This window comes from Corticimicrobacter sp., from assembly GCF_040137905.1.
Taxonomy (GTDB): domain Bacteria; phylum Pseudomonadota; class Gammaproteobacteria; order Burkholderiales; family Burkholderiaceae_B; genus Corticimicrobacter.
The window spans coordinates 61,410-84,560 of record NZ_JBEFDG010000068.1 but is presented as its reverse complement, the minus strand read 5'-3'; the positions used below and the strand labels follow the sequence as shown (position 1 = coordinate 84,560).

22 protein-coding genes are annotated in these 23,151 nt (G+C 62.1%); 19 read left to right on the top strand and 3 right to left on the bottom strand.

Annotated elements, in window-relative coordinates:
- Positions 1–3 precede the first annotated feature (3 nt).
- Entirely contained in the window at positions 4–1,497 is a 1,494-nt protein-coding gene (ppx, locus tag ABN482_RS11680) for an exopolyphosphatase (protein WP_349504149.1), read from the bottom strand.
- A 165-nt stretch (positions 1,498–1,662) separates the two neighbouring features.
- Here ppx and ppk1 point away from each other — a divergent pair, with 165 nt between their 5' ends.
- The 5 genes from ppk1 to pstB all read left to right on the top strand — a co-directional run bounded on the left by ppk1 (position 1,663) and on the right by pstB (position 7,662).
- The gene (gene ppk1 / locus ABN482_RS11675) at positions 1,663–3,738 is read left to right on the top strand and encodes a polyphosphate kinase 1 (protein WP_349504148.1); all 2,076 of its coding nucleotides are present in this window, start codon (positions 1,663–1,665) and stop codon (positions 3,736–3,738) included.
- Between the two features lie 138 nt (positions 3,739–3,876).
- Positions 3,877–4,920 carry a phosphate ABC transporter substrate-binding protein PstS gene (gene pstS / locus ABN482_RS11670; protein WP_349504147.1) on the top strand — a complete coding sequence of 348 codons (1,044 nt, stop codon included), beginning with the start codon at positions 3,877–3,879 and terminating at the stop codon, positions 4,918–4,920.
- Between the two features lie 129 nt (positions 4,921–5,049).
- Positions 5,050–5,988, top strand: coding sequence for a phosphate ABC transporter permease subunit PstC (gene pstC / locus ABN482_RS11665; protein WP_349504146.1), 939 nt, complete (start codon positions 5,050–5,052; stop codon positions 5,986–5,988).
- Between the two features lie 21 nt (positions 5,989–6,009).
- Positions 6,010–6,873, top strand: a complete 864-nt coding sequence (gene pstA / locus ABN482_RS11660) for a phosphate ABC transporter permease PstA (RefSeq protein WP_349504145.1) — start codon at positions 6,010–6,012, stop codon at positions 6,871–6,873.
- A gap of 9 nt (positions 6,874–6,882) precedes the next feature.
- Positions 6,883–7,662, top strand: a complete 780-nt coding sequence (gene pstB, locus ABN482_RS11655) for a phosphate ABC transporter ATP-binding protein PstB (RefSeq protein ID WP_349504144.1) — start codon at positions 6,883–6,885, stop codon at positions 7,660–7,662.
- A 93-nt stretch (positions 7,663–7,755) separates the two neighbouring features.
- Here the strand turns inward: pstB and ABN482_RS11650 are convergent, their stop codons facing one another.
- A complete protein-coding gene (locus ABN482_RS11650) occupies positions 7,756–8,661 on the bottom strand; it encodes an MBL fold metallo-hydrolase (RefSeq protein ID WP_349504143.1) in 906 nt (301 codons plus the stop codon).
- A 54-nt stretch (positions 8,662–8,715) separates the two neighbouring features.
- Positions 8,716–9,354, bottom strand: a complete 639-nt coding sequence (locus tag ABN482_RS11645; RefSeq protein WP_349504142.1) for a DsbA family protein — start codon at positions 9,352–9,354, stop codon at positions 8,716–8,718.
- An 84-nt stretch (positions 9,355–9,438) separates the two neighbouring features.
- On the opposite strand from ABN482_RS11645, the gene ABN482_RS11640 reads away from it, so the two are divergent.
- The 14 genes from ABN482_RS11640 (at position 9,439) to ABN482_RS11575 (ending at position 23,125) form a co-directional block, all read left to right on the top strand.
- A complete protein-coding gene (locus tag ABN482_RS11640) occupies positions 9,439–10,368 on the top strand; it encodes a LysR family transcriptional regulator (protein ID WP_349504141.1) in 930 nt (309 codons plus the stop codon).
- Between the two features lie 355 nt (positions 10,369–10,723).
- Positions 10,724–10,909, top strand: a complete 186-nt coding sequence (locus tag ABN482_RS11635) for a Flp family type IVb pilin (protein WP_349504140.1) — start codon at positions 10,724–10,726, stop codon at positions 10,907–10,909.
- A gap of 21 nt (positions 10,910–10,930) precedes the next feature.
- Complete coding sequence (locus ABN482_RS11630; protein ID WP_349504139.1) at positions 10,931–11,419, top strand: A24 family peptidase; 489 nt, start codon at positions 10,931–10,933, stop codon at positions 11,417–11,419.
- A 71-nt stretch (positions 11,420–11,490) separates the two neighbouring features.
- On the top strand, positions 11,491–12,408 hold the full coding sequence (cpaB, locus tag ABN482_RS11625) for a Flp pilus assembly protein CpaB (protein ID WP_349504138.1): 918 nt from the start codon (positions 11,491–11,493) through the stop codon (positions 12,406–12,408).
- A 39-nt stretch (positions 12,409–12,447) separates the two neighbouring features.
- On the top strand, positions 12,448–13,788 hold the full coding sequence (locus tag ABN482_RS11620) for a type II and III secretion system protein family protein (RefSeq protein ID WP_349504137.1): 1,341 nt from the start codon (positions 12,448–12,450) through the stop codon (positions 13,786–13,788).
- Positions 13,789–13,809: 21 nt separating this feature from the next.
- Positions 13,810–14,220, top strand: coding sequence for a CpaD family pilus assembly lipoprotein (locus ABN482_RS11615; RefSeq protein WP_349504136.1), 411 nt, complete (start codon positions 13,810–13,812; stop codon positions 14,218–14,220).
- Between the two features lie 18 nt (positions 14,221–14,238).
- Positions 14,239–15,447 (top strand): CpaE/TadZ family protein, encoded by a 1,209-nt coding sequence (locus ABN482_RS11610; RefSeq protein WP_349504135.1) that lies wholly within the window; start codon positions 14,239–14,241, stop codon positions 15,445–15,447.
- Positions 15,444–16,949, top strand: a complete 1,506-nt coding sequence (locus ABN482_RS11605) for a TadA family conjugal transfer-associated ATPase (RefSeq protein ID WP_502877284.1) — start codon at positions 15,444–15,446, stop codon at positions 16,947–16,949. The genes ABN482_RS11610 and ABN482_RS11605 overlap by 4 nt, the downstream gene beginning before the upstream one ends.
- Entirely contained in the window at positions 16,946–17,929 is a 984-nt protein-coding gene (locus tag ABN482_RS11600) for a type II secretion system F family protein (RefSeq protein ID WP_349504133.1), read from the top strand. The genes ABN482_RS11605 and ABN482_RS11600 overlap by 4 nt, the downstream gene beginning before the upstream one ends.
- A gap of 4 nt (positions 17,930–17,933) precedes the next feature.
- Positions 17,934–18,881, top strand: coding sequence for a type II secretion system F family protein (locus ABN482_RS11595; RefSeq protein WP_349504132.1), 948 nt, complete (start codon positions 17,934–17,936; stop codon positions 18,879–18,881).
- Positions 18,882–18,893: 12 nt separating this feature from the next.
- Entirely contained in the window at positions 18,894–19,925 is a 1,032-nt protein-coding gene (locus ABN482_RS11590) for a tetratricopeptide repeat protein (RefSeq protein WP_349504131.1), read from the top strand.
- Between the two features lie 5 nt (positions 19,926–19,930).
- Positions 19,931–20,422: a TadE/TadG family type IV pilus assembly protein gene (locus ABN482_RS11585; protein ID WP_349504130.1), complete on the top strand. Its 492-nt coding sequence runs from the start codon at positions 19,931–19,933 to the stop codon at positions 20,420–20,422.
- 13 nt (positions 20,423–20,435) lie between these two features.
- Complete coding sequence (locus tag ABN482_RS11580; RefSeq protein ID WP_349504129.1) at positions 20,436–21,092, top strand: TadE/TadG family type IV pilus assembly protein; 657 nt, start codon at positions 20,436–20,438, stop codon at positions 21,090–21,092.
- The gene (locus ABN482_RS11575; protein WP_349504128.1) at positions 21,089–23,125 is read left to right on the top strand and encodes a Tad domain-containing protein; all 2,037 of its coding nucleotides are present in this window, start codon (positions 21,089–21,091) and stop codon (positions 23,123–23,125) included. Before ABN482_RS11580 ends, ABN482_RS11575 begins: the two co-directional genes overlap by 4 nt.
- Positions 23,126–23,151: the final 26 nt, after the last annotated feature.

Below are 23,151 nucleotides of genomic sequence, written 5' to 3'. Positions count from 1 at the left end.
GCGTCAGCGCGACATGATCTCGAAGTCGAAGCCGGCCTTGCGCCATTCTTCTTCTTCGGCCTGCAGGTTGTACTCGGTGAGCGGGTGCGCATCCAGCCAGTCGCGCTGGAGGCGGATGATGATGGATTGCTTCCTGACCGACAGCGACAGGGGAAGGCTGTCCAGATCTGCGCGGCCGCGATGCAGCAGCACGGCCAGGCGCAGGCACAGGATGGCGGGCCATTCAGGTTGCTTGATGATCGGTGTGCCGGCCCTGTTCAGCTTGCCGTAGTGGGCCAGCGTGATGGAAGCCAGCCGATCCTGGTCGTCCTGCGAAAAACCGGGCATGTCGGCATTGTCGAGAACGTAGGCGGTGTGCTTGGCGTAGCCGTTGTGGGCGATGGACAGGCCGATTTCATGCAGGTCGGCCGCCCAGCCAAGGGCCGTGGCCATTTCCTGGCGCTCCGAGGTGCCATCGTCGGGCCGGATCTGGTCGAAAAAGGACAGGGCAGTCTGGCGTACCCGTGCCGCCTGGGCGACGTCGACGTGGTAGCGGGCCATGAACTGGCGCACGGATTCATCGCGCTTGTCGCTGGCGGCATCACGCCCCAGCAGGTCGTGCAGGACGCCCAGGCGCAGGGCTCCATCGCCGGTCTGCATGGTATCGATACCGAGTGCCTCGAAGACTGCCAGCATGATGGCCAGGCCACCGGGCAGTACATCGGCGCGTTCCAGTTTGATGCCGGGCAGTTCTGCAGCGATGACACGGCCATCGGTGATCAGTTTTTTCCTGAGTCTTTCCATGCCTTCGCGGGTGATGGCCTGTCTGGAAAAACCTGATTCTGTCAGGATGGCGTACAGCGCCTTGCTGGTGCCGGACGAGCCGTAGGCTTCCTGCCAGCCGGTCTGGCGATAGGGGCGGGCGATGGACTCCAGTTCGTTGAGTGCGGCCAACTGGGCCAGTTTCATCTGGTGGGCATCGATGGCACCGCCTGGAAAGAACTGCCGGCTGTAGCTGACACAGCCCATGTAGAGTGAGGTCATCTGGCGCGGTTCGTACTGCTGGCCGATGATGAGTTCGGTCGAGCCGCCGCCGATGTCCACCACCAGGCGGTTGGCTTCGCTGGGCGGCAGGGTATGTGCCACGCCCGAGAAGATCAGGCGGGCCTCCTCGCGGCCCGAGATGACCTCGATCGGGAAACCGAGTGCGGCTTCGGCACGCGGCAGCAGCGCATCGATATTGCGCGCAATGCGGAACGTGTTGGTCGCCACCACGCGCACGCGGGCTGGCGGGAAGTTGCGGATGCGTTCGCCAAATCGCTGCAGTACGGAAACGGCCCGTTCGATGGTTGGTGCGTCGAGCCGGCGCTGGCTGTCGAGGCCGGCCGCCAGCCGCACGGTTTCCTTGAGCCGGTCGATCTGATAGATCTGGGGGACGCCGTCGCGTTGTACGACCCGTCCGATCGAGAGGCGGAAACTATTGGAACCGAGATCGACGGCAGCGAGAAGATTGTCCATGCGTGTGTCTGTGGCGCAAAGTGGGTCCGAAGGGGATTATACGGAAAATGCCGATTTGCCTTGTTGGCGGCCCTTGGCTTTGATGTGCGCCTCTGGCATGATGTATTGTCATCGTCCTGTCATGGTTCGATGGTAAAAAATAATGCTTTCGAATGGGTTGGCACAATGACCTCTGACGCAGCTTCACCGTTGTTCCTCAACCGGGAATTGTCCCTCCTCAAGTTCAACGAGCGGGTTCTGGCCCTGGCAGAGTCGCCCGATACGCCGCTGCTCGAACGCTTGCGCTATGTGTGCATCGTCAGCTCCAACCTCGATGAGTTCTTCGAGATCCGCGTATCCACACTCAAGGAACAGCAACGCCAGAAGACTCAGACGCGCGGGCCGGATGGCCAGCTTCCCTCGGAAACCTTCGGTCAGGTCACGGCGGCCGTGCAGGCGCTGGTGGCACGCAAGTATTCCGTGCTGTACGAGCGTATCCTGCCCCGTCTCAAGGAAGAGGGCATCGTCTTGCCGCTGGCATCCGAATGGAACGAGGCACAGCAAGCCTGGGCGCTCGAGGTGTTTCGCCGCGAAGTGATGCCGCTGCTCACGCCCATCGGCCTCAGTCCTGGGCATCCGTTTCCCCGTGTTTTCAACAAGAGTCTCAATTTCATCGTGCCGTTGCAGGGGCGGGATGCCTTTGGGCGCAAGGCTTCGATTGCGATCGTGTCGGCACCGCGCGCCTTGCCGCGCCTGATCCGCATGCCGGATGCGGTCAGTGGCCAGCCGCATGGCTTTGTGCTGCTGACGTCGCTGATCCGGGCCTTCGTGGGTGAACTGTTTCCCGGCATCGCGGTGCAGGGCTGCTTCCAGTGGCGCGTCACGCGCAACAGCGACCTGTTCGTCGATGACGAGGAAATCACCAATCTGCGGCTGGCCCTGCAGGGTGAACTGTCGCAGCGCAACTTCGGTGCGGCGGTGCGGCTCGAGATCGATGCGCAGATGCCCTATGAACTCGAAACCTTCCTGCAGCGGGAATTCAGCCTGGCCCCCATCGATACCTATCGGATCAATGGCCCGGTCAATCTGTCGCGGCTGATGCAGCTTTGCAATTCGGTCGATCGTCCCGACTTGCTGTATCCGACCTACCATGCGCCGGTGCCCGAGCCGTTCAAGCATGTGGTTGGCAAGCCCGATGAACTGTTCGCCGCGATTGCGGCGCGCGATCAGTTGTTGCATCACCCTTATCAGTCGTTCCGTCCAGTGATCGATTTCCTGACGGCAGCGGCGGCAGATCCCAAGGTGGTGGCGATCAAGCAGACCATCTATCGGACCGGTGAGGATTCCGAACTGATGCAGTTGCTGCTGGCAGCGGCACGGGCCGGCAAGGAGGTCATCGTGGTGGTCGAACTGATGGCGCGTTTCGACGAGCAGACCAATATCAACTGGGCGGCCCGCCTGGAAGAGGTCGGGGCGCATGTGGTCTACGGTGTGGTCGGCCACAAGACCCACGCCAAGATGGCGCTGGTACTGCGCCGTGAAAACGGCGAACTGCGCCGCTATGGCCACCTGGGAACCGGCAACTACCATCCCAGCACCGCGCGCCTGTATACCGACTTCGGCCTGCTCACCGCCAATCCCGACCTGTGCGAGGATATGGACAAGGTGTTTTCGCAACTGACGGGCCTGGGCATGCGGCGTTCGCTCAAGGCGCTGTTGCAGGCACCGTTCACGTTGCACGAAACCATTGTCGAAATGGTTCGGCGCGAGGCCGGGCATGCCCGCCAGGGCAAGCGGGCCCGCATCATGGCCAAGATGAATTCGCTGCTGGAGCCCTCGATCATCGAGGAGCTCTACAAGGCCAGTCAGGCAGGCGTCAAGATCGACCTGGTGGTGCGTGGGCTGTGCACACTGCGTGCCGGTGTACCGGGCCTGTCCGAAAACATCAGGGTGCGTTCCATCGTCGGCCGTTTCCTGGAGCATTCGCGGGTCTTTTATTTTCTCGATGGTGGCAAGGAAAATGTCTACCTGTCGTCGGCCGACTGGATGGACCGCAATTTCTTCCGTCGGGTCGAGGTGGCGTTTCCGGTACTCGACAAGGTCCTCAAGCGTCGTGTCATCTCGGAGGCCTTCACCTATGCGTTGCGTGACAACACGCTGGCCTGGGTGCAGAAACCGGGTGGCGACTATCAGCGCGTGCGCAGCCGGGGCAAGCCCTTCAGCCTGCACGGCCAGTTGATGCAGAAACTGGGTGGAGTCTAGGTCGGCCTGGCTGACAGTCATGCGACTCAAAAGCGTCGCATGACTGTCATAGTGTTGTCATGTTCAGGTTCTAAGATGCCGTCATCGTGGTAATCAAATGTGATCGCCTCGTTCAACCGCTATCAAAGGAACCCTGAAATGTTCAAGCGAGTTTTCAAGCAGATTTCCGTGGGCGTGGCCCTGGCCGCCGTCGCGGTTGGCGCGCAGGCCGCCACCGTGACCGGTGCCGGTGCATCGTTCCCGTACCCGATCTATGCCAAGTGGGCTTCCGACTTCCGTGCCGCGAGCGGCAACGCGGTCAACTACCAGTCCATCGGTTCGGGTGGCGGTCAGCAACAGATCATCGCCAACACGGTCGACTTTGGCGCTTCCGACGATCCCCTCAATGCCCAGAAGCTGAGCGAAAACAATCTGCTGCAGTTCCCGGCCGTGATCGGCGGTGCCGTGCCCGTCGTCAACGTCCAGGGCGTGCAGCCCGGCCAACTGCGCCTGACCGGTGCCGTGCTGGCCGATATCTACCTGGGCAAGGTCAAGCGCTGGAACGATCCGGCCATCGCCAGCCTGAACAGCGGCGTCACGCTGCCTGACGCCGACATCGTGGTGGTGCACCGTTCGGACGGTTCGGGCACGACCTTCCTGTGGACCAACTACCTGTCGAAGGTGTCGGCCGACTGGAAAGAGCAGGTCGGTGAAGGCAAGGCCGTGAAGTGGCCTACCGGCCAGGGCGGCAAGGGCAACGAAGGTGTTGCTGCCTACGTCGGCCAACTGGCCAACTCGATCGGTTACGTCGAGTACGCCTACGCCAAGCAGAACAACCTGTCCTGGACCCAGTTGCAGAACCGTGACGGCCAATATGTGCAGCCTTCGAGCGAAGCCTTCGCCGCCGCTGCCGCCAACGCCGACTGGAACAGCGCACCGGGTATGGGCGTGGTGCTGACCGATGAGCCGGGTGCTACTTCCTGGCCCGTGACCGCCGCTACCTTCATCCTGATGCAGAAGGTGCAGCAACGTCCGGAGCAGGGCAAGATCGTGCTGGAGTTCTTCGACTGGGCCTTCAAGAACGGTGGCGAAGCCGCCAACAGCCTGGACTATGTGCCGCTGCCCCAGGCCGTGACCGACCAGATCCGTGCCCTGTGGGCATCCGAGCTGAAGGACAGCAACGGTCAGGCCATCTGGAAGTAATCATCGGGATGCGCGATACCGCTGCCATGCATGCAGCGGTATCATTCTCCCGGTAGCCAGGGCGCCGCCCGCCGACAGCATCGCGGGTCGCGCCCTTCGGTTTTTGTCATCACTGGTACGGCAATCTTCATGATGAAATCCTCGAATGCCCTGATGGATACGGGGTTCAAGAACCTGACCCGGTTCTTCGCCTTTTTCGTATTCATCCTGCTCGCGGCGATCATGGTCTCGCTGATTTTCGGCAGCCGTGAAACCCTGTCCAAATATGGACTGTCTTTCCTCTGGACCAATGAATGGGATCCGGTCAATGAGCAGTACGGTGCACTGGTACCGATCGTGGGGACGCTGCTGACCTCCATGATCGCTCTGATCATCGCAGTCCCTGTGTCGTTCGGGATCGCCATGTTCCTGACCGAACTGTCTCCTGCCTGGCTGCGCCGCCCTCTGGGCACGGCCATCGAGATGCTGGCAGCCATTCCGTCCATCATCTACGGGATGTGGGGCCTGTTCGTGTTCGTGCCGATTTTCCAGCGCTACGTGCAGCCGACGCTGATCGATACGTTCGGCAGCCTGCCGCTGATTGGTGGTTTCTTCTCCGGTCCGCCGTTCGGCATCGGGATTTTCACGGCAGGGCTGATCCTGTCGATCATGATCATTCCGTTCATTGCCGCCGTGATGCGCGATGTGTTCGAACTGGTGCCTCCGCTGCTCAAGGAGTCGGCCTACGGCCTGGGCAGCACGACCTGGGAAGTGATGTGGAAGGTTGTCCTGCCGTTCACCAAGACTGGCGTGATCGGCGGCATCATGCTGGGGCTGGGACGTGCGCTGGGCGAAACCATGGCGGTGACCTTCGTCATCGGCAATGCCTTTCGCCTGCCCGAGTCGCTGTTTGCGCCGGGCAACTCGATCGCCTCGGCACTCGCCAACGAATTCAATGAGGCCGGCGGCCTGCAGAAATCGGCGCTGATCGAGCTGGGCCTGATCCTGTTCCTGATCACCACCGTCGTGCTGGCCTGCTCCAAGGTGCTGTTGCTGCGCCTGTCCAAGAGCGAAGGCACCAAGACCTGAGCGCGCTGAAGGAATCGACATATGTCTTCGAATATTGCTGAGTTCGGTCGCCAGAATACGCTGTACAAGCGGCGAAATATGGTGAACCGCATCATGCTGGTACTGTCGATGGCCACCCTGGCCTTCGGCCTGTTCTGGCTGTTCTGGATCATCCTGACCCTGCTGATGAAAGGCGGTGGCGCGCTGTCGCTGACGCTGTTCACGCAGGAAACCCCGCCGCCCGGGCAGGCCGGTGGCCTGATGAATGCCATCATGGGCAGCGTGATGATGGCTGGCGTGGGCACGCTGATCGGCACGCCGATCGGCATTCTGGCCGGCACCTACCTGGCCGAATACGGCCAGCGCGGCTGGCTGGCACCGGCCACGCGCTTTCTGAACGATGTGCTGCTGTCGGCACCCTCCATCGTGATCGGCCTGTTCATCTATGCGGTCTATGTGGCCCAGGTCGGTCATTACTCGGGCTGGGCCGGTGCGGTGGCGCTGTCCATCCTGGTGATTCCTGTGGTGGTGCGCACCACTGACAACATGCTGCTGCTGGTACCCAACAGCCTGCGCGAGGCGACTGCCGCGCTGGGCTGCCCCAAGTGGCGCATGATCGTGCTGGTCTGCTATCGCGCTGCCAAGTCCGGCATCATCACCGGCGTATTGCTGGCCATTGCCCGCATTGCCGGTGAAACTGCACCGCTGCTGTTTACAGCCCTGTCCAACCAGTTCATGTCGTGGGACATGAACGCGCCCATGGCCAACCTGCCCGTGGTGATCTATCAGTACGCTGCCAGTCCCTTCCCGGACTGGAACCGCCTGGCCTGGGCCGGCGCGGCACTGATTACGCTGCTGGTGCTGGGGATCAACATCCTGGCCCGCTCCATGTTCCGCAAACAATAAGGATTCGTCATGAAAACCGCTGAGATCATCCAGTCGAAACCGAAGCTGGAAGTGAAGAATCTCAATTTCTTCTATGGCAAGTTCCATGCGATCCGCAATGTGAACATGTCCATCATGAAAAACAAGGTGACGGCCTTCATCGGCCCGTCGGGTTGCGGCAAGTCTACGCTGTTGCGCACTTTCAACCGCATGTTCGAACTGTATCCCGGCCAGCGTGCCGAGGGCGAGATTCTGCTCGACGGCGAGAACCTGCTGACGACCAGGACCGATATTTCGCTGATCCGTGCCAAGGTCGGCATGGTGTTCCAGAAACCCACGCCATTCCCCATGAGCATCTACGACAACATCGCCTTCGGCGTGCGTCTGTTCGAGAAGCTCAGCCGCGGCGAGATGGAGGAGCGCGTCGAGTGGGCACTCTCGAAAGCAGCGCTGTGGAACGAGGTCAAGGACAAGCTGCACCAGAGCGGCAACAGCCTCTCCGGCGGGCAACAGCAGCGCCTGTGCATTGCGCGTGGCGTGGCGATCAAGCCGGAAGTGCTGCTGCTCGACGAACCGTGTTCGGCGCTGGATCCGATCTCGACTGCCAAGATCGAGGAGCTGATTGCCGAGCTCAAGCACGAGTACACGGTGGTCATCGTGACCCACAACATGCAGCAGGCGGCGCGCTGTTCCGATTACACGGCCTATATGTACCTGGGTGAACTGATGGAATATGGCGAGACTGACCAGATCTTCGTCAAGCCGGCCCGCAAGGAAACCGAAGACTACATCACCGGCCGCTTCGGCTGAGCGTCAGGCAGCGCTGCCTGCAGGCTGGGTGATGGAAAAAGCGTCGGACTTTGTATTGGAGTCCGACGCTTTTTCATGGCTGCTGACGCGATGTCAGCCCCACTTCATCTCGCCCTTGGCGACTTTTGCGCCGATTTCCAGCGCAGGGGCCAGGCCAGCCTCGGGGTAACGCTGCTTCATGGCGGCAATCAGGGCCGCGCTGTCGGCAGCCTTGGCCAGCTCTTCCTCGAATGCCAGCAGATAGTCGCGTGTGTAGCGTACGGCAGCCGCATCGATCGTGCCTTGATCCCCCAGGTGCCCCGGCACGACGACGGACGGCTGGCGGGCCAGGATGGCGTCGAGATTGCGAATCCAGGCAGCGCGGGCTTCCGGGGTTGCCGTGTCAGCTGTCCAGACGTGCAGCCCGGAGAAGATCATCACGCCACCGAATACCGCCTGCAGCGAGGGGACCCACAGGTAGCGACGGTTGCCCAGGCCTTCGGCCGGGACGATCTCGATCACGTTGCCCTCGAGCTCCAGCGTGGGGCCGTCGAATGCTTCCGGGAAAACGATGTCCGACAGTTGCTGGGGACCGTTTTCCTTGAACTGCGGGCCCCATACGGCCAGTTTCTTTTCGACATTGCCACGGATGGCGGCGATGGTGTCGCTGGCTGCAATGACCCTGGCGGCGGGGAAGGCTTCCTTGATGGGGCCCAGGCTGAAATAGTAGTCAGGGTCGCTCTGGCTGATGTAGATGGTGGTCAGGTTCTTGCCGGAGGCTTTGATGGCTTCGGCGACTGCACGGCCATCGGGCAGGGAAAAGCCGCCATCGATCAGGATGGCATCGTGGTTGCCTGACAGCAATACGGGGGCACGGAAAAAGCCGTGCTCGCCCGCCGGAAAATGTTGCCACTGGAGTGGTGCGGGGGCCACCAGCGCGGCGCTGCTGCTGCCGATGATGCCGGTTGCAAGGGTAAAGGCCAGTGTCTGGCGAATGAAGTCTCTGCGGGTAATGGACATGATGGGGCCTGTGGTCTGGAAGTGACTGTGTGGATGGGGTAGGGCAATAAGGCGTCAGGCCGTTGCCAGTTGATGGGCAAATGCTTGCGGATTCGCGTAAGCCTCGCTGGTATCGACGGCGTACAACTGGTTGTCCATGTTGACAGCCAGGGAGGGCACGCCACGCGCACCCAGTTGCTGCATCAATGACCTGGCCTGTTCGACACGCGCCAGGTTGTGTGTCTGCAAGTGTGTATCTGGCGCTGTAAGCAGTGTCGCCGCGGTATCGAAACCCTGCGCCTGCAGCACGGCGACCAAGACGTCCGTGCGTGTCGTGTCCAGACCGTCGATGTAGCGTGCCTGCTGAATGGCTTGCAGGGCATCCAGCTCGCGCTCTGGCTGCGCAAGATGGACAGCCGTCAGCGCCAGGGTGGCGGGGCCGCTGTCAAAGCGCAGGCCAGCCGTTTCAAGGATCTGGCTGTGGTAGCGCTCCGTGAAACGTTGACCGGTCAGGCTTGCGATACGCTGATCGTTGCGCCAGGCGTAGGCAGCGAATTCGCTGTCCATCGGACGTGCTCCCGTCCCGGAAAACAGCCCGCTGGGATGCATCTGCAGCGTGATGCCGGTTTGGGTTTGCAAGGCCAGCAAGGCGGGCAATGCGCCGTAGCACCAGCCGCAGAGCGGGTCGTAGATATAGTGGATGGTCCTGGGCATGAGTCGCTTCCTGATAGGTTCGTGATGTGGACATATTAAGGATGGATGCTTGAGATAAAAATATAGGTGTATTAAATTCAATGTATGTCAAAAGCAAACATTGATGGCAAAGCAGGACTCGGAGATCTGGCCAATCTCAAGCGACTGGCCTATTTTGCGGCAGTCGTCGAAACCGGTTCGTTCACGGCGGCAGCCGATCGCCTGGGCATCACCAAGGCGGTGGTCAGCCAGCAGGTGGCGCGACTGGAGCGCGAGTTCAGGGCTGCGCTGCTGACACGCACGACGCGCAAGGTACAGCCGACCGAGGCCGGGCAGGCTTTTTACCAGCGCTGTGCCAGGATCCTGCGCGAGGCGGGCGAAGCGTTCGATGAACTGGGCGAAGTGGCGGCAGAGCCATCCGGCACGCTGCGCCTCACGTCCCCGCTCGACTATGGCATTACGGCTGTGGTGCCGGCGATTGCAGAGTATGTGCGCCGGTTCCCGCAGTGCAAGGTCGATGCGGTGCTCAGTGACCAGTCTCTGGATCTGGTGTCCGGGCAGATCGAGGTGGCAATTCGGGTGGGTTGGCTGAAGGAGCAACACCTGCAGGCGCGCCGGATCGGCAGTTTCCGGCAACTGCTGGTGGCGGCTCCGGGTTGGCGGGCACGCGTAGCCAGAATGCGTGATCCGGCTGGGCTGGAGGCATTGCCTTTCGTGGCCAACACGCTGCTGCGCGAGCCGGCGCGCTGGTCGTTCGCGGGTCCGCAGGGCGCTGAATGCAGTGTATCGATGCAGGCGGTGATTTCCCTGGATGCCACGCTGGCCGTGGTAGAGGCGGTACGCCAGGGTGTCGGGCTGTCTGTGCTGCCGGATTTCGCGATCCGCGACGATCTGGCTGCAGGGCGCTTGATCCCGGTGCTGCCCGAATGGTCGCTACCTGATGGCGGGATCCATGCCGTGTTTCCGTCCGCTCGATTTCGTCCTGCCAAGGTACGGGCCTTTGTCGATTTGCTGGTGGAGCGACAGCGCGGTTGACTCTGAGCGCGCATTCTCACGCATCCTCAGAATACTGTCCCGATATATTGAGCACAGTGATCGCCTTTTTGCTAAGACAATAGTCTGAGAAATATGTTTTCACTATTTGATCAATAGGTAGGGGTTACTACTTAATATATTTCAATAGTGTTTTCATGAAAGACTTATTTTTTATAGGGCTGAATTTCCGCGAATGTTGATCATAATCAACAAATGCTGTGTCAATAAAGATTCTGCGTTGATATGCTTTGCACCGTTGTGAAGCATTTGATTACGGCGAGTGCATAATTTTTGCAGAATGTCCTGGTCAGTGCTTGCCTTTGTATCACGAATGAAATTTTCATAGGAGAAGGTAATGCGCAAACTCTTGAATGCATTGAAGCGTGATGAACGCGGTGTGTCGGCTCTGGAATACGCCATTCTGGCTGGCGTGATCGTGGCGGCTGTGGTGGCAGGTGTGGGAGCATTCGGTGGAAAAATCGAGAACGGGTTTAAAAACCTTGGCGATCAGGTCGACAAGGCTACCGAAGCCAAGAAGTAAGTCTATTGCCTGAGTGGAGATATGCTGACAGCAATCCTGACAGCATGTGTTCTGTCGGTACTGCTCTTGCTGGCAGGTACTGATCTGCGGCAGCGGCGTCTGCCCAATGCCCTGGTGCTGGCTTATGCCGCGCTTTTCCTGCCCTGGGCCTGGCTGCATGGTTTGAGCTGGGCACAGGCGGGACTGCATCTGATGGTCGGGGTGGTTGGCTTTCTTGTGCTGCTTCTGCTGTTTGCTGCCCGTTGCATGGGGGGCGGGGATCTCAAGCTGGGCGCTGTCGTGCTGCTCTGGGCTGGACCGCTCAAGATGCTGCCCGTTATTGCCGTCGTGGCGTGGACAGGCGCATTGATCGGTATTCTGGGCTGGCTGTGTGACCGCTACGCAGCCTTGTGCATGAAAAATGGCAGACCACTGGCCGGCAGGCGTTGGCTGCATGCGCTGTCGGCTCGGCGCGGCGTGCCCTACGGGGTGGCGCTGGCAGCGGGCGGCCTGTGCGCGCTCTGGTCTTGACGAGATGCCGACTGCTGCACGTCGGATCCGGATTCTGCAATGGAGGATGCGATGCGTGGAGATAATCTTCTATGTCATCGGTGCTGAAGTTCGCCCTGATTCTGCTGGCTGCGGCCATGCTGGCCGTGATGGGCCGGATGTGGTTCATCAACAGCAGCCAGCCTGTCGCTGTCGAAGAGCCTGATGTATCGGTATTGATTGCGGCGGCAGATCTGCCGGCAGGCCTGCTGTTGCGCGACAGTGATTTTGCCTGGCAGGCTTATCCGCGTTCGCGCATTCCTTCTGGAGCCCTGGTGCAGGGTAGTACCGAAGCTGATTTGAGAGGGGCCTTGCTGCGTCATCGCGTGGCAGCAGATCGCGTGCTGCTGGTCAGCGATGTGATCCGTGCCGATACGCCGGGTTTTCTGGCGGCGGCGCTCAAGCCGGGCATGCGGGCGGTGTCCGTCCCGGTGGATGATGTGTCCGGCAATGCCGGCCTGATCCAGCCGGGTGATTATGTGGACATGATCCTGACGCAGAGCCTGACCCGTGGCGATGGTGAGCGGCGGGGGCAGCGGCAGGTAGTCAGTGAAACCGTGGTCGAGCACGCACGCATCATTGCGGTCGGTTCGAGTTTCCAGCGCCAGTCCGACGGCAACCAGCCGATCCGGGCCCGTACCGTCACCATCGAGGTAGCACCGCGCGCGGCTGAGGCCGTTACCGTGGCCGCCCAACTGGGCAGTCTGTCGATGGCGTTGCGCAGCTTTGCCACTGATGATCGCACGGCTGTACCGGAGGGCGCAGCGGGAGGTGATGCTGCCGTGGTGGCCTGGGAGGCCGAGACCGGGCCGATGCCGCAGGGGCCTGTCTGGGGGGGGGATGTCTCCAGGGCCCTGGGCAGCCAGGGCGAGGAAGCCAGTGCCGTGGAGCTGTCTGCCGTACCGCGTCGCGTGGTGATCATGCGCGGCAACCAGACACAGGAACAGGAGCTGGGCATTTCTGCCCGTTGAGCTGCGATGGGAACAATGATGATCTTCAGGGGATATGCGGTGGCGGGCACTCTGCTCACCGCGACTGCAGCATTGGCTTGGCCAACTGCGGTGCAGGCGCGTGCGGAAACGGCGGTGTCCGTTGGTGACAGTCAGTTGCTGCAGATCGCGGGTGACATTGCCACGGTATTCGTGGCGGATCCCGAGATCGCCGATGTGCAGGTGCCCGGCCCGGGGGCGGTGTTGGTGCTGGGCCGCAAGGCAGGCACCACGGCACTGTATGTGCTGGATGCCGGCGGCGGCCGGCTGGCGGAGCGCCGTATTGTCGTGCGCCACAATGTGGATGAGTTGCAGGGTATTTTGCGCCAGCGCTTTCCTGCGCTGCGGCTGACGCTGGAGTCAGCGCCGGGCTCCATGATGGTCAAGGGAGCCGTGCCGGACGCCGAGACGGCCGAGGCCATTGCCCGTACGGTTCAGCCCTACCTGGGCGAGAAGGAACAATTGATCAACCGGGTGGCGATCAGCAGTCCGACCCAGGTCTACCTGCAGGTGCGGGTGACCGAAGTTTCCAAGTCGGTCACCCAGAAGCTGGGGGTGAACTGGCAGGCTCTGGCTACGCCGGGACGCTTTACCTGGGGGCTGATCAATGGTCGGGATTTCCTGCAGGACATCGATGGTGTACCGACCTACATGATGGCGGCAGATGGCAGCTATTCGTTTCTGGGCGGTTATTCCAAGAATGGCAATTCCGTGCAGGCGATGATCGATGCTCTGGACAAGGAAGGGCTGGTGAGCGTGCTGGCCGAACCCAACCTGACGGCCGTGTCGGGCCAGACCGCCAGCTTTCTGGCCGGCGGTGAGTTTCCTGTACCGGTCAAGCAGGACAAGGACACCATGAGCGTCGAGTTCAAGCCCTTTGGCGTGGCGCTGGATTTCACGCCGACGGTGCTGTCCGATGATCGCATCAGCATCAAGGTGCGCCCGGAAATCAGTGAAATCGATCCCAACAGCAGCATTGTCATGGACGGCCTGTCCATTCCGGGACTGACGGTACGGCGGGTCGAGACGACAGTCGAGATGGCCAGCGGCCAGAGCTTCGCCATCGGCGGCCTGCTGCAGAACAATGTGCGCGATGTGCTCAGCAAGGTGCCAGGGCTGGGCTCGCTGCCGATACTGGGCAAGCTTTTTTCCTCGTCGGAATACCAGAACAACAAGACCGAACTGGTGGTGATCGTGACCCCGTATCTGGTGCGGCCGACCGGCCCAGACCAGTTGACCACGCCGCTGGCCAGCATGCGGGCCAATACGGATATCGAATATGTGCTGCAGGAGCGGATCGGTTTCGATCCCCTGTCCGGGACGGTGCCGCGCCTGACGGGCTCTGCAGGTTTCGTCTATTGAGGCATGGGAGCGAATCGCATCATGAATCTGACAACGAACACGGCACGGCGTGGCTTGCCGATTCTTTTCGGCGCATCGGTCCTGCTGCTGGCCGGCTGCACTTTTCCTGAGCGGGACTATGGCTTCATGCCGGACAACCGGGTGATTCGGGTCGAGCAAGGATCGCAGGGCTGGCAGGCCAGTCCTCCGGACTGCGAGTTGCTGTATCCGGCCCGTCGCAGGCCGGCGCACGACGAGCGGCCGCAGGTCGCATTCGGTTGTGCGACCTATACCAATCTGGCGGCCAGCGTGGCACGTCCGCAGGATCTGGTGCAGCCGGACGAATACGGCGGAGCCCAGACCGATGCCGCCACGCTGGCGGTGCAGCGGTATCGCGAGAACGAGGTGGAACCGTTGCGCGAAACCGATTCCATGTCCAAGACCGGCAACTAGACACGAGGGAGAGCGGACATGGCAGGGTTGGTAGACAAGGACCGGGATGATCTGCGCAACATCACGTTTGCCGCATTCGTCAAGGATGCCGACAGCGAAGAGGAACTGGGACGCTATCTCAAGACCGGTACGCTGACCGACACCCGTGTGGGCCGGGGCGATATCGATGCCGCCATCGCCTGGTTGCAGAAAGCAGGGCGTTCACCGCAGCGCCTGCTGGTCGATATCGCCGGATCGAGCGCGCCGCTGGATGAACTTGATCGATTGGCCAATGCCTGTGAGCCGTCGGTGCAGGTCTATGTGGTGGGGGATCGCAATGATGTCGGTCTTTATCGCAACCTGCTGATGCGTGGCGTGCAGGACTATCTGGTCAAGCCGCTCAATGCCGAACTGCTGCGCCGTGCTCTCGATGATAGCGACAGCGGGGCCGTACGCAAGGGGCGGCATGGCAAGGCGATTGCCGTCATGGGCACCCGTGGCGGCGTGGGCGCGACCTCGATTGCCGCCCATCTGGCCCGTGACCTGGCTGCGGGCGGGGCGCGGCGTCGGGTCGTCTATATGGATCTGAATGCCCATGATGGCTGTGGCGCCAGCCTGCTTGGCATGGCCGGTGGCAATGCTTTGGCCGAGGTGATCGGCAATGTCAGCCGCCTGGATCCCCAGTATCTGGAACGGACCCTGGCGACGACCGATAACCGGCTATATGTGCTGGCTTCGGAACTGGCCTATGCCGACGAGTTCGCGCCAGTGCCTGGTGTACTGGGCGATGTGCTGGATACGCTGTGCCAGTATTTTCACTATGTCGTGATCGATGTCCCGTCCTGCGGCAGTGCGCTGGCCAACGAGGTCATTGCCCATGCCGGCCTGGCCTGCGTGGTGGCAGACCTGTCGGTGCATTCGGCGCGGACGTTGGTGAGGATGGTGCGCCACATCGAGGCGCGGCCGCATCCGCCGACGGTCTACAGCGTGCTCAACCAGACCCAGCCTTCCGTGCAGGGGCGTGTGCTGCCCAAGGATTTCCTGGCGGCGGTGGAACTGCCGGTACAGGTGCAGATCGGCTATGACCCGAAAGCCACGGCCCTGGCCGAAAACCTGGGTGAGCCGCTGGCCGGGCAGGGTCCGTTTGCAGCCGGCGTGCGTACATTGTCCAGTCTGGTGACGGGCGAAGCGGTTCGACAGAGCAAGACGGTCTGGTGGCAGCGTTTGCTGCACAGGGTGCCAGCATGAGTTTCGGACGCAAGCCTGTCGCAGCCCCGGTGGAACCACAGTCGTCTCATGTGGTAATGCCTGTTCCCCAGGTCATGACAGCTACATCGGCAGTCGTGGATGGGGTGCCTGCGGTGACGCCCTTGTCGGCACCCATGCCCACCGCATCGCCAAGTCCGGTCGAGGTGGGGCGACCTGTGGCCCAGGTGCCCGCTCAGCCTGTGGCGGCTGTGCGCAACCGTCCCCGGCAGGCAGATGCCAATGTCGTGCGCTCCGAATACTATGCCCGCATCCGCCAGGCGGTATTTGCCACCATCGATGTCTCTGCGGCCCTTAGCCGGACGCGTGACGAGGTGGCGCTCGAAGTCGATACCATCATTGCCGAGACGGTGCTGGCCGACAACCTGCCCGTTACCCAGTCCGAGCAGCGCCTGATGGGGCGCGAGATACTGAACGATATGTTTGGCGTCGGTCCGATCGAGCCGCTGTTGCAGGACGACACGGTGTCCGACATCATGGTCAACGGGCCGGACCAGATCTATGTGGAACGTTTCGGCAAGCTGGAACTGACCGCGCTCAAGTTTCGCGACAATGCCCATGTCATCAATGTGGCACAGCGCATTGCCTCTTCAGTCGGCCGGCGCGTGGACGAAAGCAGTCCGATGGTGGATGCCCGACTGGCCGATGGCAGTCGCGTCAATGTGATCCTGCCGCCCCTGGCCATCGATGGGGCCTCGATCTCGATCCGCAAGTTTTCGCGCAAGGATCTGACCCTGCAGCGCCTGGCCGCGCGGGGCAGCATGTCGCCCAGCATGGCTCGGGTGCTCGAAATTGCCGGCGCCTGCCGGCTCAACATCATCGTTTCGGGCGGGACGGGCTCGGGCAAGACTACGCTGCTCAATGCCCTGTCGCGGTTCATTTCGGAAGACGAACGGGTCGTGACCATAGAGGATGCGGCGGAGCTGCAATTGCAGCAACCCCATGTGGTGCGGCTGGAAACCCGGCCTGCCAACCTGGAGGGGACGGGCGCGATCACGCAGAACGATCTGGTGCGCAATGCGCTGCGGATGCGCCCCGACCGCATCATCCTTGGCGAAACGCGGGGTGCCGAGGCGCTGGATGTGCTGCAGGCGATGAATACCGGCCATGACGGTTCGATGACGACGCTGCACGCCAACAATCCGCGCGACGCCCTGATCCGGCTGGAAAGCATGGTGATGATGGCCAACGGCAACCTGCCGCTCTATTCCATCCGGCGCCAGATCGCCAGTGCCGTGAATCTGCTTGTACAGGCCGAGCGGATGCGCGACGGAACCCGGCGCGTGACCAGCATCGTCGAGCTGGCCGGCATGGAAGGCGATGTGATCGTGACCCAGGAGCTTTTTCGCTTCAGCTACGACACCAGTGGTTATGACGATGAGGTCAAGGGATCGTACGACAGTAGCGGCATGCGTCCGATCTTTGCCGACCGGGCCCGCTACTACGGAATGGAAACCGCACTGCTGGAGGCGATGCGGCCATGAGTGCGACGGATGTATTGACGCTGTTTGTCTTTGTGGCCAGTGTGCTGGCTGGCCTGGCCTTCCTGGTACTGGGCGACGTGTTGCGACAGCGGGCCGGCCACCGTATCCGTACTCGGTTGCGGACCTCGGTGGGTGTGTCGCGCAATCTGGCGCGCCAGAAAATCCTGGCCGATCTCGAGCGGGCACAGAGCGAGGCGCGTCGTCGTCGCCGACGCCAGGCCATGGGCAGCCTGGGCTATTACCTGAACCGGCTGGACACGGTGGGGCTGGGCAAGGGGAGCCGCAATGTCTTGCTGGCCATGGGCGCGGCGGCCATGCTGGCTCTGCTGGGGCTGATGCTGGGGATTCTGCCGCTGTCGTGGTGGTCATGGCCGCTGGCATTGGGCGGTGTGCCGCTGCTGGCCGGCTGGCTGGCCTATCGCAAGATGCTGGAACGGTTCGAACATGGTTTTCTGGGCCAGTTGCCGGATGCCATGGACATGATCGTGCGCGCCAGTCAGGCGGGGGTGCCGGTCAATCAGTCGATCCGCAATATCGGTGAACATTTCAGTGCACCCCTGGGACCCGAGTTCCGCAAGGTCGGCGATAGCCTGCTGCTGGGCAACGATCTGCAGGAAGTGCTCGACGAGGCGGTGCTGCGTATCGAACTGCCGGATTTCTCGTTCTTCTCGGTCTGCCTGTCCCTGCAGCGTGATACCGGTGGTTCGCTGGTCGAAGCGCTGGAAAACTTGGCAGGCGTAATCCGGGCGCGACGCGACCTGCGGCTCAAGGCCAAGGCGATGACGGCCGAAGGGCGGCTGTCCGGCATGATCCTGGCGGCCTTGCCATTCGTGATCGGGGCCACGCTGTTTGTCTCCAGTCCGGACTACATCCGCATCCTGTTCGAGACCGACACCGGGCATAGCCTGCTGGGCGTGGCCGGGGTCATGCTGACGATCGGCGTGCTGTCGATCCGCAAGTTGGCCAGACTGGAGGTATAGCACGATGATGGCGACACTGTTGCCCTGGCTGGATGCCCTGCCGCTTCTGCTGGCGCTGGCAGGCGTAGGCCTGTATCTGTACGGGCGAGCCGGTGTGCGGGCCCGGCTGGCCGAGCGTGCACGGACGGAGGTGCAGCGCCAGGGCATGCAGCAGCAGGGCCGGCGTGGACAGGAGCGCCAGTCTCCGTCGGAGCGCATTGCGCGGTTGTTGCGCTGGCTGGGCCGACAGGCACCCATGCTCAGTGCAGCACAACGATCGGAAACCCTGACCAAGCTGGTCGCTGCGGGTTTTCGCAGTCCACAGGCGCTGGTCACCATCATGGCGCTGTCGCTGATTTCTGTGCTGGTGCTGGCATTGCTGCCGGTGCTGTTTGTCTGGCCGATACTGGACGACCAGATCGCTTTCAGGGCCCTGTCCTGCCTGCTGGGGGTCTACCTGGGCAGCCTGTTGCCGCGCGTGATCCTGGATAGGCTGGTGGCACAAAGACAGCAGGCCATCCAGCAAAGCCTGCCCGATGCGCTGGATCTGCTGGTTATCTGCACCAATGCCGGCCTTGGACTCAACAGTGCCTTGCAGCGGGTGGCCGATGAACTGGAAATCGTCTATCCGGCCCTGTCCGATGAACTCAAACTGACCGCCAGCGAACTGAAAATCAGCAGTGACATGGAAGCTGTGCTCAAGGGGCTGGCACAGCGCACCCAGCTCGAGGCCGTGCGTACCCTGGTGACGACGTTGCTGCAGTCGCGCCAGTACGGGACGGCCATTACCCAGGCGTTGCGCATTCTGGCGCGCACGGAGCGCACAGCGCGCATGATGCGGCTCGAGGAGGCCGCCGCCAAGCTATCGGTCAAGATTACCCTGCCCATGATGCTGTTCATCCTGCCCACGGTGCTGATCGTGGCGGCTGGGCCAGCGGTGCTGGGCCTGATGCAGTTTTTTGAGATGCAGTGAAAAAGGAGCGGCATGATGATGAGGACGAACCGGAGTCTTCCGAGGGGGGGCGTGATCCTGTGCCTGGGGCTGGTCGTGTTGTTGTCCGGCTGTACCGGGCTACGTCCGCCTGAGGGTGCGCGTCCGGCCGAGACGGTCTACGACGAGGCCACGCTGCAGGCCGGCGATCTGAGAATTGCCGAAAGCGCGTTGCAAAGCGGCGATCTCAGCGTGGCCATGTCGGTCTATCGACGGCTGGCGCAGGCACACCCCCGGCAGGCCGTTGTCTGGATGGGGTTGGGCGATGCCCATTTCCTGGGCGGGGAGCTGGAGGCCGCACGCCAGGCATACCTCAAGGCAGGCGAGTTGCGTCCGGACATGCTGGAGCCTCAATTGGGCCAGGCACGGATCGCCTTGCGCCAGCGTCGGCTGGAGGAAGCGACCGAGCGCTTCCAGGCTATTCTGGTACGCATGCCCGATCATCCCCTGGCCCTGGCCGGACTGGGGGTGGCACAGGATCTGGCCGGCAGGGCGGCGCAGGCCCAGGCTCTCTATCGCCAGGGGCTGCGGGCGCATCCTGATAACACGGCATTGCGTACCAACCTGGGGCTGTCGCTGGCCCTCAATGGCCAGCCACGCGAGGCCATCAATATCCTGCTGGGAGCAACCGGGCTGTCCGGGCCATTACCCCAGGAGCGCGACAACCTGGCCCTGGCCTATGGCCTGATGGGGCGCGAGGATGCGGCTGAAGATATCCTGGCCAGCTACCAGCCGGCCGGCGTGGTGCAGGACAACCTGGCCTTCTATCGCTATCTGCGCCAGCAACTGGGGCAGCGGAGTGTACCGGCAGCGGTACCTGCGCAGCAGACCGCACCCGTCGTGATTCCTCGTGCAACGGTGGAACCTGCCGCGCCGGTTGCTGCAGCCCAGGTGTTGCCCGTGGATGCCGGGCGTATGCCTGAACCTGTGCCGGCAGGCAGTATGTCGCGCACGGGCTGGGCAGCGGGTGAGCATGGGCGGCTGGTGGCAGGCCGTCCCGATGCCAGCGGCGCGGCCATGCAATGAATATCATGCCTGCCCGCAGCCGCACTTGCCTGAAACGCCTGCTCGGGGACCGGCGCGGTCTGGCCGCACTTGAGTATGCGCTGGTGGCCCCGTTGCTGATGGCTGTCCTGATCTTTTCCATCGAAATGATTGTGATGATGATGGCCGATGCCAGCCTGGAGACGGCGGCCAACCGCGTGGCGCGCCTGGGCAAGCTGGGCATCCAGGGAGACTGCCAGGAAGCTGTGCAGCGTGTGATGCGCGAGACACTGTCCAACTGGGTGGCCGGCGACGCCGAGCTGCGTGCCGATGTCAAGCGCTACACCCCGGGTGCGGACAACGGGTTTGGTGATGTCGATGATGAAAACTACCAGCCGGTTTGCGATGCGGGAGAGCGGGGCGATATGGTGATCTATCGCCTGGGGTTCGACCGGGCCGGCCTGAGCGGTGTGCTGGACTGGTTCGGCATCCGCCTGTTCAGGTTCGAGCGGGTGGTGCTGATCCAGAATGAGCCCTGACGGAAGCGTAGATATGCAACCCTGGCCAAAAAAAATCTCCATGCTCATGCAGCGCTGCCGCATTGTGCTGCGGCCTGCGATCCTGGGGCAGCGCGGGGCCGTTTCCATCGAGGCCGCGCTGGTGATTCCCCTGATGGTGTTCATCATTATCGGTTCTTTTGAACTGTACCAGTACTTCCGGGCGGCCTCCGTGCTGGACCGCGCGGCATTCACCGTGGCCAATGGTGTGGCCATGCAGCGTGGCCTGAAGGATCAGGGGCGCTGTGCGGATACCGATGATGTCTGTGCCTATGGCGCGATCATGACCGACCTGATGACGCCGCTCAATTACCGGGCGCATGGCCGGCTGGTCATCAGCCTGTATGTGGCCGAGGACAAAGGCAAGGGTGCCGCCTGGAAAAATGCGCCGCAGTGGCGCCGGACCTATGCCGGTGACAGCTATGGGGGCACGGTCACCAGCAGGCTGACACCGCCAGACGGTTTTCCCCAGCCCATGGCGAAACCGGCGGTGGCTGGCGAGGTCGACAGCGTGGTGGTGGTCGAGACCTTCATGGATTTTGAGCCGTTTGCCATCAGTGGCAGCTTCTGGCGGGCCCTGGGCGGCAAGCGGCTGCTGGAAAGCCGGGCGTTCTATCGGCCACGCTTTGCAGATTTGAGCACGTTGCAATGAGAACCCTGCCCGCGCAAGCGCTGGCACAGGAGAGCGACATGGAGGCTTCCATAAGGACGAGGCTGCAGCGTCAGGATGCAGGATGGGGGCGGCGGATGGGGCGCCGTTTGCGGGCGGGCGGGCGCTTGCGTGGCGGCGAGCGCGGTGCGGTGGCGCTGACTTTTTTGGTGAGTGCCACCCTGATGCTGGGTGGAACCTTCGCCGCCATCGACATGATTCGCTACAACGTGGCGCAATCCCGACTGCAGAATGCGCTTGATGCGGCAGTCATTTCTGCCGGGCGCAGTCTGTCGGTCTATAACGCGCCCGTCGAGGGTTCCAGGGATGAGGCGGCATGGCGCAACGATGCCTATCATTATTTTCTGAGCAATATGCCGGCTGGCTTCCTGAGCAGTCAGGTGGCCTTGGACGACTTTCATATCGAATACATCGAAGAGCGGGGGGGAGCCAACAACAGCTACCTGTCCGGCCAGTTCGTGAAAATGCGCGTGACGGGCGAACTGCCCCTGATCAGCACCGGCTATTTCAAGCAGACCGCCTGGGCGCTATCGGCCAGTAACCAGGCCGTGCGACGTACGCGCAGTGATCTGGAGCTGGTCATGGCGCTGGACAATACGGGTTCGATGGATTTCGATAGCCCCAAACGAATGACCGTGCTCAAGCAGGCTGCCAAGGATCTGGTCAAGACGGTGCTGGATGCCGCTCAGGCGGCCCGCCAGCAGGGCGCACCGGATGGGGTCTATATCGGCCTGGTACCGTTTACAGATGTGGTCAATGTCGGTGGGATCGCCAGTGCCCGGGGCTGGCTCAATGGTGCTGCGGTTTCTGCCAACTATATCCAGCAGCGCTGGTCCGGGTGTATTGCCGAGCCTGCCGGAAGCTGGCAGGCAGGGCATCCATTGCCCGCACAGGCATTGACGCCCGCAGCACGCTTCCAGCCTTTGATGGCGACGTACAGTTATCTTTTGAACGAAGGGGGGCTGGCCCGCCTTCCCAGTGGTGCCAGGATCTTGGATTTCTACCCGCCTCACCTGCAACGAGCGGGGAGTGCCTATCCTGAGTTCGAGGCCGTACCAGGCCGGTTCAACTACGATCGGCGAATAGTTGCCTTCAAGCAGGCAGGACAAAATGCTTTCCAGATCAATCTGGCCATGGAGCCGCAGTACTGCCTGGATACCCCTGTGCGCTTCCTGGATAACACACGTCAATCGCTGGATGCGGCGATTGACGGCATGCGATCCTATGGCGGTACCGGCGTGCCGGCAGGGTTGCTGTGGGCCTGGCGCATGCTTTCTCCCGCGTGGCGTGGTGCTGCCGGCTGGGGCAGTGCCGAGATGCCTCGTGATCCCGATCCCGGGCGTCTCAATAAAGTGATCGTGCTGCTGACCGATGGTGATAACGCGCCTGTGGTGACGCGTGAAATCAACGCAGAAAGGCAGGCCTGGTTCAGGTTGGCCTATGCCTACCAGGCCTGTTCCCGTACGGAACGCAAATATGTACAGACCGGTACCGACTGGTGGGGGCGGCCCGTCATGGGCTGGCGTGACGTCTGCGTGAGCTGGGTGCCCGAGTCGCAGGCAGTGCGTGCCGAAGAGGATATCCAGGTCAGGAGCAATGAGGTACCGAATTTCTCGCAGTGTCCTGTCGATGCGTTGAAACCGCATGATCCGCGTGCCATGAGGCCGGACAATTATGCGCAGGATTGCCGCAGCCACGATACCGATATTGGCTACCATGCGGGCTGGGATACAGGCAAGGATGGCAACGATACGGCGGCCCGGCGCGGCCGGCTGAGTGCCAGCGCCTATAACCGATATATGGCTGAACTGTGCGCCAACGTCAAGGCCGACGGCAACGGCATCCGGGTCTATACCGTCACGCTGGGCAAGGATGTCGGGCAGGCTGCCATCAACCTGATGCGCAATTGTGCCAGCGGCCCTGGCTATTTCTTCGATGCCCGCAACGTCAGCGACCTGCCGGAGGTCTTTGCGACCATTGCCGGTACCCTGACGGAATTGCGCCTGACGGACTGAGTGCATTGTCTACCCGTGCATCGCGT